This is a genomic window from Mycobacterium pseudoshottsii JCM 15466, from assembly GCF_003584745.1.
GTDB classification, from domain to species: Bacteria; Actinomycetota; Actinomycetes; order Mycobacteriales; family Mycobacteriaceae; genus Mycobacterium; species Mycobacterium marinum.
This window is the reverse complement of the sequence record NZ_AP018410.1, coordinates 3,796,752-3,813,273: the sequence shown is the minus strand read 5'-3', so window position 1 is coordinate 3,813,273 and position 16,522 is coordinate 3,796,752. Positions and strand designations below refer to the sequence as shown.

General features: G+C 64.0%; 14 protein-coding genes and 1 pseudogene. 6 read left to right on the top strand and 9 right to left on the bottom strand.

The window, feature by feature from the left end; all coding sequences use genetic code 11:
• The first annotated feature begins 22 nt into the window (after positions 1-22).
• From MPSD_RS17350 to MPSD_RS17335, 3 genes are all read left to right on the top strand, one after another.
• Positions 23-520, top strand: coding sequence for a hypothetical protein (locus tag MPSD_RS17350; RefSeq protein ID WP_232022571.1), 498 nt, complete (start codon positions 23-25; stop codon positions 518-520).
• A 61-nt stretch (positions 521-581) separates the two neighbouring features.
• Positions 582-1,784, top strand: a complete 1,203-nt coding sequence (locus MPSD_RS17340; protein ID WP_420811937.1) for an ISAs1-like element IS2404/ISMul1 family transposase — start codon at positions 582-584, stop codon at positions 1,782-1,784.
• Between the two features lie 283 nt (positions 1,785-2,067).
• Entirely contained in the window at positions 2,068-2,958 is an 891-nt protein-coding gene (locus tag MPSD_RS17335) for a CDP-diacylglycerol diphosphatase (protein WP_086085505.1), read from the top strand.
• 75 nt (positions 2,959-3,033) lie between these two features.
• Here the strand turns inward: MPSD_RS17335 and MPSD_RS17330 are convergent, their stop codons facing one another.
• Positions 3,034-4,200, bottom strand: coding sequence for a PPE family protein (locus tag MPSD_RS17330; protein WP_084472566.1), 1,167 nt, complete (start codon positions 4,198-4,200; stop codon positions 3,034-3,036).
• 750 nt (positions 4,201-4,950) lie between these two features.
• Between MPSD_RS17330 and MPSD_RS17315 the strand changes: the two genes are divergently transcribed.
• On the top strand, positions 4,951-5,436 hold the full coding sequence (locus MPSD_RS17315; protein ID WP_232022569.1) for a hypothetical protein: 486 nt from the start codon (positions 4,951-4,953) through the stop codon (positions 5,434-5,436).
• On the opposite strand, the gene MPSD_RS17310 is transcribed toward MPSD_RS17315, so the two are convergent.
• The 6 genes from MPSD_RS17310 to MPSD_RS17285 form a co-directional block, all read right to left on the bottom strand.
• Positions 5,430-6,164, bottom strand: a complete 735-nt coding sequence (locus MPSD_RS17310) for a hypothetical protein (RefSeq protein ID WP_015356320.1) — start codon at positions 6,162-6,164, stop codon at positions 5,430-5,432. The genes MPSD_RS17315 and MPSD_RS17310 overlap by 7 nt on opposite strands.
• Positions 6,161-7,027: a TIGR03619 family F420-dependent LLM class oxidoreductase gene (locus MPSD_RS17305; RefSeq protein ID WP_020786949.1), complete on the bottom strand. Its 867-nt coding sequence runs from the start codon at positions 7,025-7,027 to the stop codon at positions 6,161-6,163. Before MPSD_RS17305 ends, MPSD_RS17310 begins: the two co-directional genes overlap by 4 nt.
• 83 nt (positions 7,028-7,110) lie before the next feature.
• Positions 7,111-8,637 (bottom strand): FAD-dependent monooxygenase, encoded by a 1,527-nt coding sequence (locus tag MPSD_RS17300; RefSeq protein ID WP_086085504.1) that lies wholly within the window; start codon positions 8,635-8,637, stop codon positions 7,111-7,113.
• On the bottom strand, positions 8,630-9,280 hold the full coding sequence (locus MPSD_RS17295) for a TetR/AcrR family transcriptional regulator (RefSeq protein WP_041299381.1): 651 nt from the start codon (positions 9,278-9,280) through the stop codon (positions 8,630-8,632). The genes MPSD_RS17300 and MPSD_RS17295 overlap by 8 nt, the downstream gene beginning before the upstream one ends.
• Positions 9,281-9,342: 62 nt before the next feature.
• Positions 9,343-10,935, bottom strand: coding sequence for a Na+/H+ antiporter (locus MPSD_RS17290; RefSeq protein ID WP_020786952.1), 1,593 nt, complete (start codon positions 10,933-10,935; stop codon positions 9,343-9,345).
• Positions 10,936-11,030: 95 nt separating this feature from the next.
• Positions 11,031-12,179, bottom strand: a complete 1,149-nt coding sequence (locus MPSD_RS17285; RefSeq protein ID WP_086085503.1) for a DUF5685 family protein — start codon at positions 12,177-12,179, stop codon at positions 11,031-11,033.
• Positions 12,180-12,624: 445 nt separating this feature from the next.
• On the opposite strand from MPSD_RS17285, the gene MPSD_RS17280 reads away from it, so the two are divergent.
• Positions 12,625-13,065 carry a protease inhibitor I42 family protein gene (locus tag MPSD_RS17280; RefSeq protein WP_012395075.1) on the top strand — a complete coding sequence of 147 codons (441 nt, stop codon included), beginning with the start codon at positions 12,625-12,627 and terminating at the stop codon, positions 13,063-13,065.
• Between the two features lie 144 nt (positions 13,066-13,209).
• A complete protein-coding gene (locus MPSD_RS17275) occupies positions 13,210-13,902 on the top strand; it encodes a mycothiol-dependent nitroreductase Rv2466c family protein (RefSeq protein ID WP_012395074.1) in 693 nt (230 codons plus the stop codon).
• 5 nt (positions 13,903-13,907) lie between these two features.
• Here the strand turns inward: MPSD_RS17275 and MPSD_RS17270 are convergent, their stop codons facing one another.
• Positions 13,908-15,056: an acyl-CoA dehydrogenase family protein gene (locus MPSD_RS17270; RefSeq protein WP_012395073.1), complete on the bottom strand. Its 1,149-nt coding sequence runs from the start codon at positions 15,054-15,056 to the stop codon at positions 13,908-13,910.
• 80 nt (positions 15,057-15,136) lie between these two features.
• Positions 15,137-16,460, bottom strand: a pseudogene (locus MPSD_RS30275) (WS/DGAT/MGAT family O-acyltransferase).
• Between the last annotated feature and the right edge of the window lie 62 nt (positions 16,461-16,522).

Genomic DNA, 16,522 nt, shown 5'->3' with positions numbered 1-16,522 from the left:
ACCCCCGATAGGGTACCGGTTGTTGCTACTGGTTGGCGTGCTGGCGCTGGCCCTCACGGGCTGTGTGGGTGCGCCGCCGGAGCCACGCCTTTGGGGTGCGTTCACCGAACGAGGCCTGAGCAACATGCCGATGAAACCGGGTATGAATGTCCGCGTATTCAATGACGTGAACATGGATGCGCACGGTTACATCAAGTATGACAAGTCGAATGGCCGGCTGACGTTACAGCCGGGTACCTACCGCATTGATGGTTGGTCGCTGACCCTGTTCGGGTTTCAGCTGACACCACAGCAGCAGGCTGCCACCTACTCAGCGCCCGGATACGCGTTCTTCTGGAATGCCGACGAGAAGAAGGCCGAGATTCTCGGGTCCCTGCAAGACCCCCTGTATGCCCAAAAGAGCATCATCAACGGGATCCTCACGGTCCGCAAGACGACCAGGGCTCCGGCGTTGTTGATTAGCAGGCTTGTGAGCTGGGTTGATGATCTTTGGTGCCGCGCTATTGGGGCCGGAGTGTAGGCACGGGCTATCTGGAGAACGATCGAGTTGGTTACTGTTCGTCGTTGGTCTGGAGTTGCCCGTGCCTACCGTTTCAGTATTGCCTGTGTCGTCGGTTCCAGAGGTGTTCGACTGCTGGAGTCCTGGTGAGCGCAGCGAGTTCATCGGATCGGAGTTTCTCGATGTGTTGGCCTCGGTGCCAGACCCGAGGGGCCCACGCGGTCGGAGGTATTCGCTGGTGGCTTTGTTGGCGATCGCGGTTCTGGCCACTGCCGCGGGGATGCGCGGCTATGCTGGTTTTGCCGCATGGGCGGCCACCGCTCCCGATGATGTGTTGGCCCAATTAGGGGTCCGGTTCCGGCGGCCCAGTGAGAAGACCTTCCGCGCTGTTTTGTCTCGGCTAGACCCCGCCGACCTCAACGCCAGGATGGGCAGTTACTTCACTGCACACGTGGCCAGCAGCGACCCCAGTGGATTGGTGCCGATCGCGTTGGACGGCAAGATGCTGCGTGGTGCTTTACGCGCCAAAGCGACAGCCACGCATCTCGTGTCGGTGTTCGCCCACCGTGCCCGATTGGTGCTCGGTCGACTCGCTGTCGCCGAGAAAAGCAATGAAATTCCCTGCGTACGTGCCCTGCTCACGCTGCTGCCGGGTAGCTTGCGGTGGCTGGTCACCGTGGATGCGATGCATACCCAGGTCGTCACCGCGAAGTTGATCTGCGCCACCTTGAAGTCGCACTACCTGATGATCGTCAAGTCCAACCAAGCCAAAATATTTGCGCGTATCACCGCGCTGCCCTGGGCCGAGGTGCCCACAGCCGCTACCGACGACTCCCGCGGCCACGGCCGTGTCGAGACCCGCACCCTGCAAATCATCACCGCTGCACGAGGAATCGGCTTCCCCTACGCAAAACAAATCATCCGGATCACTCGTGAACGCTTGATCACCGCCACCGACCAGCGCAGCGTGGAGGTGGTCTATGCCATCTGCAGCCTGCCGTTCGAGCACGCCCGCCCTACCGCGATCATGACCTGGATGCGTCAACACTGGGGAATCGAGAACAGCCTGCACTGGATACGCGACGTCACCTTCGACGAAGACCGTCAAAGGGCACATACCGGAAACGGCGCACAGGTCCTAGCAACGCTACGCAACACCGCGATCAATCTGCACCGCCTCAACGGCGCCGACAACATCGCCGAAGCCTGCCGGATCACCGCTTTGACCGCCAACCGCCGCCTAGACCTCCTCAATCCACAATTCCCCAGCTCACAAGCCTGCTAATCAACAACGCCGGAGCCCTGGCAAGACGACGAACTACTACTTCGGCCATCAAAATGGCATCAAGCTCGATGGGATCAAGCTGGAGATCTACGACCCCGACATCAAGACCCCGGACGGCCAGAGTTCGACCGATCACGCGTTCGCGCAACTGGTTGTCGAACGGTTTTAGTAACCCCGCAGGAGCGGCGGTGACCAGATCGAATCACGGCGAACCCGTCTCTCTTCGGCCCGACGATCTCGTGCTATACAGATGATCTAGATGGGCGAAAAACGTTCAGGGACAGTGAATCGCGCGGACAGTGAGGCGGATTTTGTGCAGAGCGCAGCACGAACGCGGCTGGATGCCCTTCGGCCAACCGTTTCAGCCTGCAGGCTGAAATTGTCCAAAGCGATTGCCGGGCTCGCGCATCGCGGCGTGTTGGTGGTGGCTCTGGTGGCGGCCGTGGTGGGGACCTTGGCTGGTGCGCGAGGAGCGGTAACGCCGGCTACCCGGCCACCGGCCGACCGGGATCAACTTTGGAAGATTGTGCACGACCGGTGCGAGCGTGACTATCAACGTAGGGGTGCTTATGCCCCCTGCACGCTGGTGGACGAAAGCTCCGGCATCGCCTTGTACAAGGCCGCCGGTGACCCATATCAGTTCCTGTTGCTACCACTGGCCCGGGTCAGTGGAATCGAGGATCAGGCCCTGCAGGAGCCGTCGACTGGTAAGTACCTCTATGAGGCCTGGGCCGATCGATTCGCGGTGACTGCTCGGCTGAACAACGCGCTTCCGGAGTCCCATCTGGTGCTCACGATCAATGCAAAGAATGCACGCAGCCAAGATCAGCTGCACATTCACATATCGTGTTCGTCACCAGCGACATTGGCCACTTTGAAGGAGGTCAACGCAGCTGACTACGTTCGCTGGAAGCAGCTCCCGGTCGATTTGGGTGGCAATAGTTATCACGTCTTGGCGGTGAACACCGACACCCTCAAGTCCAAGAACCTATTCCGCGACATTCACGATAAGGTGGCCGCCGATGGCAAGAAGATGGAAAACGCCTCGGTCGCGCTCGCCAACGTGGCGCCGGATCGGTTCCTACTGCTGGTAGTCGAGGGAACGGACGAAGATCCGGTTGCCGCAGAGACCCTGCAGGACCACGACTGCTCGGTCGCCAAAGCCCTGCGCTAGCGCAATGGCGCAGTTGCCGTTTCGGACGCGGCCCTCGGCGCGGTGAACTGCCGGACGGGCCCGGTTACGGCCTGGTTATCCGCCGGAGAATGGGCGGGGCATCACGGTCAGTCGCACTCCGTATCGGGGTGTGACGCCGCCGCGGCCTGTTCCGGTCATTGCCATTCCGGGCATTCCGGGGATGCCGGATGCGGGAACCTCGTCGGTGGGCAGGGTGGTCAGCGGGGTGGCCTGCAGCGCTTTGATGGTGGTGACCTTCGGCTCGGTCCAGCTGGGCGGGACCGACATTTGGCCAATTCTGTTGCCACTGGTCAGCTCTGCTGCGATCGGGCCCAGTTCGGCGCCCAGCGCCGGCTCACCACCGAGTGCGGCGAGCGCGTTGGGGGCGTCGGCGGCGGCGTGGGGGATGAGGCCCAGCGTGTCGTCGGTGCCGATGATTCCGCTGCCCATCGACTGGATGTCCTGCATCGAACCGATCGTCGCGTAGAACGCCAGCAGGCCGTCGAGGATGGTGAAGTCGTCGGCCAAAAACGATGGGAAGGGGATCATGTTGATCAGCTCTCCCAGCGGTATCAGGATTGCTGAGAGTTCGGGAGCGATCGGCAGGAGCGCAACACCTATGGCGTCGATCAGATTTCCTAGCCAGTTGCCGCTGTCAGCGGCCACATTGGCGGTGGAGTTGGCCACTGCGGCGCTTTGAGCGCCCAGGCCGGCGGGGTTGGTGGTCTGATGCGGGGAAGTGAAGGGGGTCAACGCTCTTGCGGCGGCCGAGGTGGAGGAGTAGCTGGTCATCGCGGTGGCGTCGGTGGCCCACATCTCGGCGTATTCGGCTTCGTTGGCCGCGATCGCCGCGGTGTTTTGGCCGAAGAAGTTCGTGGCAATCAGTGCCGCGAGTTCGGCGCGGTTGACGGCGATGGCCGGCGGCGGCACCGTCATCGCGAACGCCTGCTCGTAGGCCGCGGCCGCGGCCGAGGCCTGCATGGCCGAGTGTCCTGCCTGGACGGCAGTGGCCTCTAGCCAACCAACATAGGGCAGCACTGAGGCGACCATTGCGGCCGAAGACGGACCCAGCCATTGGAAGCTGGTCAGGTCTGCGATCATGGCCCGGTAAGACTCGGCGGCGGAATGCAATCCGACCGAGACGCTGTTCCAGCTTGCCGAGGCGGCCCTGAGCGAGGCCGAGCCCGGGCCGGTGTACAAGCGGGTCGAGTTGATCTCTGGCGGCAACATCATAAAGCTCATGACCAATGCTCCGTGCCTCGTGAATGGACCTGGTGACGGCTGTGTCACCGGTGGTTGCAGATGAGTCGGCGCCGGACGTGATCAGTCCGGGTGCAGTGACCGGCGCCGGGATTGCGGGGTGTTCGACTTCGATTCAGGTGACCGATGGGTCTACTGGCTCGTGTTTGGCGGGTATGGCGTTGTGTGAAGCGTCGGGGGTATTGAGCGCGCAGGCATCCCGTTCATCGCATTTTCCCTGAGGGTGAAATGAATGAGACCGATGAATCGGCGGTCCCGCTGGTGGGAACGCCGTCGGCGGCGCACCAGCTCACGGAATACGTGTGCGCGGTCGTCTAACAGTATGTTGCCATTGTCAACTGTGAACGGGGTTCGGAGTTCTCCGTTGACGTCGCTATTGTCAACGGAGCGGCTGGAAAACGGGGCGGGGTAAAACGGGGGATGTTGTCGTACTCTGCTCAGCTGAGTCTCTGCGCATGGGCTCATCTGAGTCCTATCGTAAAGCTCCATTACCAGAATAGTTCAGAGCTGTGTCAAACCTGTGTACACGGCGGGCCCATTCTGTCGATCACTGGAGTCCATGTCCACATAATTGACAAATGGGCATGATTTGACGCCCGCGTCTTTTGGCCTCCCGCGGAAATCTGAACCGCCGCAGCGTTTAACATCGTTGCACGGGGCTCGATGCGAGACGTTGGTCACAGTCCAATTGGGTGAAAGCCCTGGTGGCGCACCAGAAAGTGGGCGAACAAGGTGGCGGCCCGGTGGTTCGACAAACGACGAGTTCTTGCGGCCTGGGCCCTGGGCTGCGTCGTGCTGTCGTTGCTCACTGCCCCGGCGGTCAAGGCGGTACCTAACACGCAGTGCACATTGACAACATCCGTACAGGAAGTGCACAGCATGAGGGAATTGCCACCCGCTCTGCTGCAAATGCTTCCGCCTATCGCCGATGTCGGAGAGCCGTTCAACAGCACAGATTCGGTCGAGGACCCCGCTCTGCCCTTCCGTCGATTGATTCGGGCCGGCCACCGCGACGTCGACTGGTTTGTCTGGTACGAGCACGGAGGTCTCGGCTATTTCTGGCAGGCGGTGGTGGCACACGTTGAATCGGGTGCCCCGATCAGTACCTTGGCAAATGCCGGAACCGTCTCTGACCTGCTCTGCGCCTTGACCGACGCGGTGTTCGCCGGCAAAGTCCCGCCCTACCCGCCTGGCACGTGGGCTGCGTTTGGCTATTGAGGCCACACTTCCCAGGTGACCATCGTACGCATCGGTCCGGCGAACACCGGTTGCACCGCTCCTGATCGCCAGCGCTCTTCGGCGATCGGCGCCAGCGCGTTGGTTGCGGTCAGCGGATCCCCGTCGAGGTACACGACGGTGATGTATTGCGGGCCGGGATACCAGCCGCGTGGCAACGGATTCCACGCGGTGCTCGAGCCGAAGGTCCAAGCTCCCGCAACGCCAGGGCTGGCCAGCAGCGCCGGGTAGTGTTCGGCGTGCAGCCATTGCAGCCACGTATCGGGGCGGGTGCCAGTAGGTTCCTCGACGATCAGCACTATCCCGCGGTGTGGCCGAAACGGCACGACCTCCGCAGAGATAAGCGCGCTCGGTGCGGAGTGCCGATGCAGCAAGCGCACACCGCTCACCCGCAATAGCGGTCGCTTGACGGGGAAGCGGCCAGTGTCGGCCAGCGTGCGCCCCAGTGCCACAAAGTCGTCGAAGGTCTGCCGCACGGGTTCACCGACGAGGTAGTGCACCGCGTTGCAAATCTTGCCCAGCGGTCCGCGAGCGGCCAGCCGTGAGCTGAGGTAGTCTCCATCGGCGATCCAGCGCAGGCCGTGCACGATGCCGGGGAGCTGGTATTGCTCGGGCATGTGATCGAGCAGGTGCCAGCGCAGATAGTTGCCGTCATCGTCGGGCGGCGCGGCTGCGGTCAGGCTGAATATCCCCGCGGCGGTCCGGATCACGGTGAATCCAGCTCGGCCAGTGCGTGCAGGTTATCCAGGTACTGCTGCCGCGAGGAGTGCGCGAACGTGGCGCAGATGGTGGTGGCGCCGTGCGCGGCGAGGTCGGCGAGGAGGTGCCGGGTTCTTTCCGGGTCGCCGATCGGGTTCAACGGCTCTGGTGAACTGAGCACGACTTCGAATCCTGATCCAATATCGAAGCGGCTCAGCCAGTCCCGAACTTCGCCCAAGCTTATTCCGAAGGGAACCCACCCTTCGGCGAGGCTGGTGGCTCGCCGCAACGAACGCAGGGTGCGCCTTCCCACCCAGATGGGAAGGCGCTTCTGGACGGCACACGGGTCGACCACCATGTCGCGAAACGAATAGAACTCGCCGTGGTATCTGGGTTCGGGTACTGACAATGCGGCGCGCAGCGCGCGCAACGCGTCGTCGGCTCGCGCGCCCCGGTTTTCAAACGGCGCACCGATGAGGTCAAATTCTTCTTTGAGGCTACCGACGCCGACGCCGAGGATGAGCCTACCGTTGCTGACCGTGTCCAAGGTGCCGTAGCGCTTGGCGATCTCGAGCGGGTGGTGATAGCCGAGCACCAGGACGTTGGTAGCCAACCGGATTCGCTGGGTGCGGGCGGCGAGGTAACCCAACGTCGCCAGCGGATCCCAGTAGCGTGTCCCGCGGCGCCGTTTCTCCGCGGCTGGCAGCGCGATGTGCTCACTGCAGGTCAGATGGTAATAGCCCAACTTGTCTGCGGTTTCGGCGATCTGGGTCAGGTCTTCGATCGAGGCGGTCTTCTCCCAGGGGGCGCTGACCCCGGGTAGCAGTGTGACCACCGGTGTGGCAATGGACAGCTTCGCGGCTGCGGCGCTCATCGCGATTGATGCTAACAACCTCTTGGATGGGCGGGGTCGTCCCTGGCGGCTCGGTCTCGGCGAGCGGCGTCGCCGGGCGGAGGTCAGCCGCCCAGGTGCGAGCCGAACCAGCGTTGCAACGCGTCCCGCAGGCTGCCTCGGGCCCCGGTGTCGAATGCGTTTGCTGCCCAGGCGACATAGCCGTCGGGCCGGATCAGCATCGCGGCGGCCGGACGATCGGCGATCGAGGTGTGCACAATCTCGACGCGATCGGCCCAGCCCTGTGCCGCAGCCGCGGCGTCACCGTCTGCGAGGTCAATCAGTAGTGGACGAGCACCACACATCAGCTCATCGATACGTCGTCCATCATCGGTGGTCAGTACGGGAACCAGCCGCCCGGACAGCGGGTGCTCGTCGCCGACGGGGTAGATGAGGTCCGACCCGGCCAGCAGCGCCCCCATCTGTTTGGTGACTTCGGGAATGGTGAGCAGCTCGCCAAATAGCTCTCGCAGGGCGCCGACTTCGGGCCCGGGGGCCATCAGCGCGGTCTGGGCCAGCGAATGCATCATGACTCGAGCGCCCACCGGGTGACGTTCGGACTCGTAGGTGTCGAGCAAACCATCCGGGGCCCAGCCGTTGAGCTCGGCGGCAAGTTTCCATCCCAGGTTGAATGTGTCCTGTAGACCCAGGTTCAGGCCGGGGCCGCCCATCGGGCTGTGCACGTGAGCGGCGTCGCCTAGCAGCAATACCCGCCCGCGACGATATCGCTCCGCGTGTCGAGTGTTCTGTCCGTTGATGCGGCGCAGGGCGTGGGGGCCGGGGCCTTTGGGTCTTTTCAGGGGGATGTCGACGCCGAGCACCCGCTGCACGCTTTCGCGCAGTTCGGCCAACGACATCGGCCGCTCCTCGACGGGGGGACCGAACTCGATGGTCCCCAGCATGGACCGGCCCGGTTCAAACTCGGCAAAGATCACCCCACCACGGTCGAAACGGCTGTGCCCGAATGGAAGCCGACCGAATTCTGGAATCTCGACAGCACGGTCCGCGGTGCGGAACTCGTCGGGAAGCTGCACATGCGCCAGCCTGCCGACGGTGGCTGAGGTGCATCCGGGGAACTCGATGCCCAGCGTCTTTCGCACCAGGCTGCGGCCTCCGTCGGCGCCAATCAGGTACCGGGAGCTGATTTCGTAGCTGCGCTGTGGTGAGGACACCTCCGCCACAACGGATTGCGAGTCGCAGCGAAACCCGGTGAGTTCATCTCCCCAACGTAGGTCCACACCAAGAGCGCTAGCCCGCTGTTCTAGCAGTCGCACCAGTCTGGGCTGTGGCATCAGCATTGTGTAGAGGGAATTGTCGTTGAGGCCCAGGAAGCTCAGCGGCATGGCGGCGAACATCCAGCCCTGCGCCGGTTGTGGTGGACTGTCATCGCCGCTGAAACTCTGATAGAGGCCCCGCATGTCCAGCATCCGGACAACCTGCCCAACAAGACCATTGGCCTTTGGTTCGGCACTGGGTCCGGATAGCTTGTCGAGTACCACGGGCCGGATGCCGGCCAACGCGAGTTCGCAGGCCAGCATCAGCGCGTTTGGTCCGGCGCCGGAGATCACGACATCGGCCGCCACGTCAACCACGTTGTTCCCCCGGTTTGGCGGGTTCGGGCATTCCGGCGGCTACGGAGGCGAAACCCGCCCGGATCAACTCCGTGATGGCCACTGGTGGATCGGCCGTCGCGTAAGTATCCATTGCCGCGTCGCCGACCGCGCGCACCACTGCTACCACCAACCTTGGATACATGTCGTTCTCGGGGTCGGTGCCGGTGCGTTCGGCGATTGCGTCGCGCCAATCCTCCAACAGCTCGCGTGAGGCCCCTTCGCGAATTTGCGGGTTCATGAGCAATTTTCGGACTTCGGCAAGCTCACCACGGCTCGGGAGTCGGTCCTCGTCCGCCGTGGCTTCGTGGAGGTCGGCCTGCAGCGGTTCCAGTACGGCGTGCGCGATCGCGGTCCAGAGCGGTTCGCCGGCGGGGCGCTCTCGCAGCGCCGCGATGCTGCGTCGCATGCGTTCGGTTTGCCGGTAGGCCAGCGCCTCATATTTGCCTGTGAAGTAGTTATTGAAGGTGCGTAGCGACACCCCGGCCACATTGGCGATGTCTTCGCGGGTGACGTTATCGAGCCCGCGTTCGAATGCCAGTGCCAGTGCTGCGTCGCTGAGCGCCCGTCTGGTGTCGGCCTTCTTGCGCTGGCGCAGACCTGTCGGCGGGTGATCGTCGGGCACGGCAAGAGCATAGTGGATAATTGCCCATCGGGCAAAATTGCCTGCCAGGAAATTATCTACGGTCAATCATGTTCGACGGGGTCGAGTAGCTGGACCTCTTCCAAGTCCATGTCGGCTTGCACTTCGCGCAACACGATGTCATCGATGAGGTTCTGGTTGCGCAGCGCCGTGATGGCGTGGCGTTGATGTTCGAGCACCCCAAGACGCACCCGTCGGACCAGATCGGTGCGCTGGGCGAGGTCGCTGGGCGCGGAATCGTCGCCGTTTTCCCGGATGATCGTGGCGCGCTCCTCGTATTCCTTGGTCAGCCGTTTCAACAGGTCCGGACTCACCCCGAGCTCGCTTGCGACGTCCGGCAGGACCTCGAGGGCGGCTTCGGCGCTGCGGGTTCGGGCCAGTTGAACTTCGTCGGCGTGCGCAACGTCCCCGGGTACTCGGGCCCACCGGACCACCGCGGGCAGCGAGCTGCCCTGGACCAGCACGGTCACCAATATGACGACGGATACGACAAAAATGATGAGGTTTCGATCCGGGAACGGGGCGCCGCTGTGGGTGGTCATGGGAACCGCGAGCGCGGCGGCGAGTGACACCGCACCGCGGAATCCAGCCCAGCTGGTGATGCAGCGCTGCCGAAAGCCGACGTGGCGGGTGTCCTTTTTCAGGAAGCGGTCCAGCGCGACCCCCAACACGGTGGTCACCTCCACCCAGACGATTCGGGTCGCGATGATCACGCCGGTGACAGCGAGTGCGATGAACGTGGCGCGCCGAAGTCCGCCGTCGACATTGGAGATGTGGTCTATCGCACCGGGGATCTGAACGCCGACGAACACCCACAAAGACCCGTTGATGAGGAAGGTGGTGATGTCCCAGAAGGCGTAGGACTGCATCCGCGACCGCGCCCGGATCACTCGCGGACCCGTGTAGGTGAGAACCAAAGCCGAGATCAGCACGGCGACGACACCGCTGCAGTGCATGGATTGGGCGAGCAAGAACGCCGCGAACGGCGTCAGCAGGCTCAGGGCTCCCTCCTCGAGCGGTGCATCGATTTTGCGGCGCAGCATTGTCACCAGTCCGCCGACCAGCAGCCCGGCAACAATGCCACCGAGGTAGGACACCACGAACCGGCCGGCCAGGGCGGCCGGTCCAAGCTGGGCGGAGCCCTCGGCGACCGCGACGGTCACGGCGAACAGGACTAGCGCGGTCCCGTCATTGATGAGGCTCTCGCCGCGTAACACGGTCAGGGCCCGGCGCGGCAGTCGTTTGGCCAGACCGGCCACGGCGGCGGCATCGGTGGGGGAGAGCACCGCACCGAGGACCGCGGCGGCGTGGGACTCCATGCCGAGCGCCCGCGCCGTCCACGACACGGCCACCGCGGTCGCGATCACCAGGCCGATGCTGAACATGATGACGATGCGCAGATTCCAGCGAAGTTCGCGGAAACTGGTGTTCAGGCTCTCCCAGTACAGGATCGCGGGCAAGAACAGCAGCAGGACGATCTCGCCGTCGATCTGGACATCTCCGAAACGAGGGACCAGGCCCAGCAGCGCGCCCAGCAGAATGAGCAGCACCGGGGGGCCTACGCGATAGCGGCGTCCCAGGACGGTGCCAATGACCACGGTGGCCACCAGCGCGACGATGACGACAAGCTCAAACACCAGACCATCCTCGCGTACGCACCAGGTGCTCGCTCAGGCGCCGGGCGGGTGATCGCTGTCGGCGCAGCGGTCAGGCGGATTGGCGGGTGGTCGCGCTATGAGCAGTCGCAGCAGTCTCCGCAGTCACAACAGTCTCCGCAGTCGCAGCAATCACCGCAATCACCGCAATCGCAGCAACAGTCGTCGTCGCAGCAGCCCTCGCAGCAATCACAGGTGCAGTCACAGCAGCGGTCTTCGGTGCAGGTGTTCCAGCACCCCCGCTTGGGGCTTTGGTCGGGGTTGGGTGCAGGCTCGCCTGGTAGTCCGGGGTAGGGGCCGGCGCTCATCGGCTGGGCGCCGAAGTTGATCGGTTCCTGCCGACCGTGCGGCGTCGCTTTGTACCCCGGGTATCCGAGCTGGCTGAACGTGCGCGATACGCTGTGGCGCACCTCCCGGGTCAACAGCCGCCGGGCCAGCCTTCCGTCGGTGAAGTCCACGTCGGCCAGCGCGAGTTCGATACCCAGCAGCGCGTCGTCACAAAGGGGGCGGACCGCTGCGATGGATGTTGCGGTCGCGGTCAGCGGATTCCACTTTCCCCGCGCCAGGTCGTCGTGGTAGTCGGCGACGGCGTCCAGCAGGTGTGCGATCCGTCCGAAGAGGCGGCCGATCTCGCGCAGCGGAGCTTGGTTGGCGGGGCGCTGCGCCAACACCGCGGTGTGCTCGAATGCCGCGGCGACCGCCGTCTCGGTGGGCTCGGTCACCAGTAACAGTGAGCTGCCCGCAACGGCGTTGGCCTCCAGATCGGCCTGTCGGTCCATCGCGGCGACCAGCACGTTGGTGTCGAAGCCCAGCGCGTTCCCGGCATCCGTGCCCTGGCGGACCCATCGCTGCGCGATGCGCCGCGCCGTGGGTCGTATCGGTGCCGCACCAACAACGCCGTCTCGGTCCTCGATGTGGTCGCGCACTCGCGCTGCGGCCAGCGCCAACGAGACCACGGCGGCCAGTCGCGCACATTCGCCGGTCGCGACGTCGGCCCGGCGCATCCCGCGCAACGGGCAAGGTCCGGCCGTTCGCCGGGTCGCAGGCGTCATGGACTGCGCTTCGACCAGTACGGATACCACCAACCCGTCGTAGTTGGTGGCGATCCGTGCGGCCTGACCGTAGTCGTCACGCAGCGCCAGGCATAGCCCGCACAACTGGGCGCGCCAGGCGGCCGTGAGTTCTCGGCCTAGCCGATGGCGGCAGGGCCGGATGATGCCAAACACGGATCGAAACTACCGGAGCAGGGGCCGTGCGTCCGGGTAAACGTAGCGCCCGCCGCGCCGGAGTTGGCCGCCCTGGGAAACGGCTGCCGGCCAGCACGAACTCCATCGTGAGAACGCGGGGTGCGATTGGCGGCGCCGGCTGGTGTGCGGTGTTTTCGCCTTGCTGTGAAAGTTGTTTGTGGCCAGTGCAATACACCAAGCAATGTCTGAAACCCCGCTAGCCCAGGTGCCGGTGTCTGTGCCGGAGCCAAAGGGTGGGATCGTGGGCCGATCCTGACTGGCGGCGAAATCGATTCCGGGCGTTGATAGTCCCGCGGTTGATCTTGGAGCACGCCGTTGCCCGCCTCGGCCGATACAAACACTGCGGCGGCGCACGCAGCGTGCTTTCGCCGCACCGGGAGCACCGGGGGACTAAGCTGCGAACCCGGATCGAAGGGTGGTGTAGATGAACTTCAAGCTCATGGTGACCGTTGCGATGCTCATTCTCTCGGTGGTGATGGGCAGCACCGGCTGCTCGCATCGCGGTCGGTCGCCGGCTACCAAGACCATCGACGTTTCGATGGATGAGGTGTTGAAGCAGAGCAGCATCGAGCGTGACATCACGCTCTCGGTCGGCGACACACTCCTGGTGACCCTGGGATCCAACTACACCACGCCCTACCGCTGGACCGAAGACGCGACGATCGGAGATCCCACCGTGCTGAATCAGATCAGTCATCGGTATGTCCGGCCGGATACCGACGTGATCGGAGCGCCTGGAACCGAAGTGTGGACATTCACGGCGCTCAAGCCCGGCACAACCACGATCACCACCGGCTATGCCAGTTTCGTAGGCAGCGACAACACTCCGACGTGTACCTTCACCGCGAAGGTGACCGTGAAGTAGTCGCCGCCGCGGCGCTGCGTTGGTGCGTGCGCGCCTACCCGCACCAATGTGTCCTCGCTAAGCTGGGCAGCAGCGTCGAGTCGCGAACCGCAACCGGTGGCAGGACCCATGGTCGCGAGTTTCCCGCTGGAAAGGTCAAGCGTGATGAACACCGTTGTGGATTTCCACTTTGACCCGATGTGTCCGTTCGCCTACCAGACTTCGGTCTGGATTCGCGATGTCCGGGCGCAGTTGGGAATCACCATCAATTGGCGGTTCTTCAGCTTGGAAGAGATCAACCGGGCAGAAGGCAAGAAGCACCCCTGGGAGCGGGACTGGTCCTACGGCTGGTCGCTGATGCGGATCGGCGCACTGCTGCGCCGATCGGACATGTCGTTGCTGGACCAGTGGTATGAGGCGATCGGGCACGAATTGCACGTGCTCGGTGGTAAGCCACACGATCCCGCGGTGGCGCGACGCCTGCTTGGTGACATCGGCGTGGAGGCGGCGGTTGTCGATGCAGCGCTTGATGATCCGAGCACCCACGACGAGATCCGTGCCGAGCATCAGCGAGTGGTCGACGCCAATGGATACGGCGTGCCGACGCTCTTCATGGACGGGCAATGCTTGTTTGGGCCGGTGCTGGTAGACCCTCCGACCGGCGCTGACGCCCTGAAACTGTGGAATGTGGTCAGCGGGATGGCCGAGCTGCCGCACGTCTACGAACTGCAGCGGCCGAAGTCGGCGGCCGATGCCGAGCTCATCGGGCAGAGTCTGCGCCCGTACCTTGATGGGCGCGATTGGGTCAGCATCAACCGCGGCAAAGTCATCGATGTCGATCGCCTGGCCGGACGCTAGGCCACTCACACCATAGCGACGGGGGAGATCTTGCGCCCGATCGCCAAGGCGCCGGCCAGTTCTCGGCTGACGTCGTAGTCGAAGACGACGTGTCCGCTGATCACGTCAACGTCGCGTTTGGCTCGCTGCAGAGGGTTGTTCAGGAAATGTGCGCTGGCACCCGACGCTTCAAGTAACTCGCCGATCACCGCACGTGATTCGTGCACGATGTGGGCGGCCGCCAGGCGGGCATCGGCGCGGACCGGACGCGGTACCCGGTCTCCGGTCGCGAGGATGTCTTCGATTCGCCCGACGGTGTCGGCCAGCAGACCGTGCAATGCCCGCAGCCGGACCCGGGCTTCGCCCACTCGGACTTGCGCGGCGGGTTTGTCCTGTTGTTTGGCGCCTTCGTAGGCCAGGATCCGCTCGCCCAGCCGCGCGGTGAAGACGTCCGCGACGTGCTCGGCCGCGCCCAGCGCGGGCATGGCAGCGACCAGAGCGAGGGCGGGCACCAACGGCCAACGGTATGCCGGCGCTTCGTGCACCTTCGAGCCTGGCGTGGTGCCAGCGTAGATATCAGTGACCTTGATCAGCCGGTAGGTGGGTACGAAGACGTCCTCGATGACGACGTCGTTGGACCCGGTGGCCCGCATCCCGTCGGTGTGCCACACGTCGATGATCCGAATGTCGTTGGCGGGCAACAGTGCCAGGGCGGGATAGATCGCATCGTCGGAACCGCACAACGTGCCGACGATGATCCAATTGCCGTCCATCACGCCGGTTGCCCATGACCAGCGTCCGCTCAACCGGACGCCCCCGTCGGCGGGTAGGCCGCGGCCGGTGGGCGCCAACGGCGCCGGGGCAAGAAATGGTGTCGTGGTGAAGCCCTCACTTTGTGCCCGCTCGTCGAAGAGGGCCAGCATCCAGTTGTGCAAGGCGTAAAACGCCGCGGTCCAGGCAGTTGAGGCACACCCGTGCGCCATCCGGCGCACCGGGTCGAAAATTGCGCTGAACTCGGCCTGCTGCCCGCCGTAGCGGGCCGGTTTGAGCAAGTCGGGGAACCCGGACGCGGTCAGTTCGGTGACGGTGGCCGCGGGCAAGCGCCGAAGTTTTTCGGCCTCGTGTGCACGCTGTGCGAGGCTGTGCACAAATGTGTCGGTAATGCCGGCCGTCATGAGTCCACCATACCGTTCTATATGGCAATCCAAGGTCGGGGACGGCAATGTCGCGCTGGCAGGAGCTTTCGGGTATCCGGCTAGGCGGTGGTTGTTGCGGTCTCGAGTTCGTCGAACGCCTCGCCGGTGTAGCGCGCCAGTCGTTGCAGATGCGGCAGGGTGTCGCGGCAACCGAGGAATCCGAGCACGACCTTGTCGGTATAGCCGACCAGCGTCACATTGAGGCCGTAGCCATCGCACAGGAACGACATGGGAACGATGACGTCCAGCTTGGCGCCGGAAAGGTACAACGGCTCCTTGGACAGCACCACGTTGGAGACGGTGAAGTTGAACAGGGGCGGGATGATGCCCAGCGCTCCGCTCTTTTGTCCCACCGCGATCGGCAGCAGGCCGAACACGGAGTAGTGCTGCAGGGCGTTGGGTGACAACGCCAGCAGTTCGGCTTTGCCCCGGCTGGTCGATGCCGAAATCGTGGTCAGCCGCTCGATCGGGTCTTCGATCGAGGTGCCTAGCTGGGTGACGAAACCTGACGCGGCATTGACCGTGTCGGCGTCACGTTCGAAGCCCACCGGCGCTGACACCGTGAGGTTGCTCTTCGGCAAGGCGCTCTGATCCCGCAGTTAGTGTCGGCACGCACCGCCGATCGAAGCCAAAACCACGTCGTTGATGGTGGTACCGGTCGCGCTGGACACCGCCTTGAGCCGGGGCAGGCTGAGCACCTGGACCGCCAGCCGGCGATGCCGGTTGATCCGGGTGTTAAACGGTGTGCCCGGGGTACCGAGCTGTTGGCGCCGCGTGCCATGCTGATGATCTTTCCGATCAGCTCGCTGACCGCCGAAACGCCCTCGACCGCACGCTTGGCCGTGGTGGCGGCGAACACGGTGGCCAGATCGTAATCATCGCCGAGCGGTTCCGGCTTGCCCGAACCCGGGGGGCGGTGGGATCGGTGGTTAGCCAGCTCTTGATCAGGTTGACCCCGCCCATGCCGTCGACCGCGCAGTGGTGGGCCTTGAAATAGATGGCGAACTGCTTGCCTTCCAGACCCTCGATGACGTGCAGCTCCCACAGCGGCTTGGTCATGTCCAGTGGCGTCGAGTGCAGTCGCTCCACCAGGGCGCCAAGATCGCGTGCGGTTCCGGGTTGGGGGAGTGCGGACATCCGGACGTGGTAACTCGGGTCGGGCTGCACCTGCTTCCAATAGGCCATGGAGGGGCCGCCGGCGATCACGCTGTCGAACGGAAAGGGGAGAAATGCCAGCTGTGAGACCGCCTCATAGAGGTCACGGATGAAGCCCCGCGGTGCATTCTTGGGCATGTCGAAGATTGCAAACGCCCCGATGTGCATCGGGGTGCGGGGCGCCTCCATCCGTGCGAACATCTGGTCCAGCGGGCTGAGTAGTTTCACGTGGCCCACCCTAGCGATTTCGGCTGCCAGTGGTTCGTGGTTGGCGCGATCGGATTACTGGC

Coding starts and splice junctions, on each gene's coding strand:
- MPSD_RS17330 (WP_084472566.1), bottom strand. CDS start 4,200: ATGAGCTTTATGATGTTGCCGCCAGAGATCAACTCGACCCGCTTGTAC.
- MPSD_RS17305 (WP_020786949.1), bottom strand. CDS start 7,027: ATGAGCGCCGCAGCCGCGAAGCTGTCCATTGCCACACCGGTGGTCACA.
- MPSD_RS17280 (WP_012395075.1), top strand. CDS start 12,625: ATGAACTTCAAGCTCATGGTGACCGTTGCGATGCTCATTCTCTCGGTG.
- MPSD_RS17275 (WP_012395074.1), top strand. CDS start 13,210: ATGAACACCGTTGTGGATTTCCACTTTGACCCGATGTGTCCGTTCGCC.
- MPSD_RS17270 (WP_012395073.1), bottom strand. CDS start 15,056: ATGACGGCCGGCATTACCGACACATTTGTGCACAGCCTCGCACAGCGT.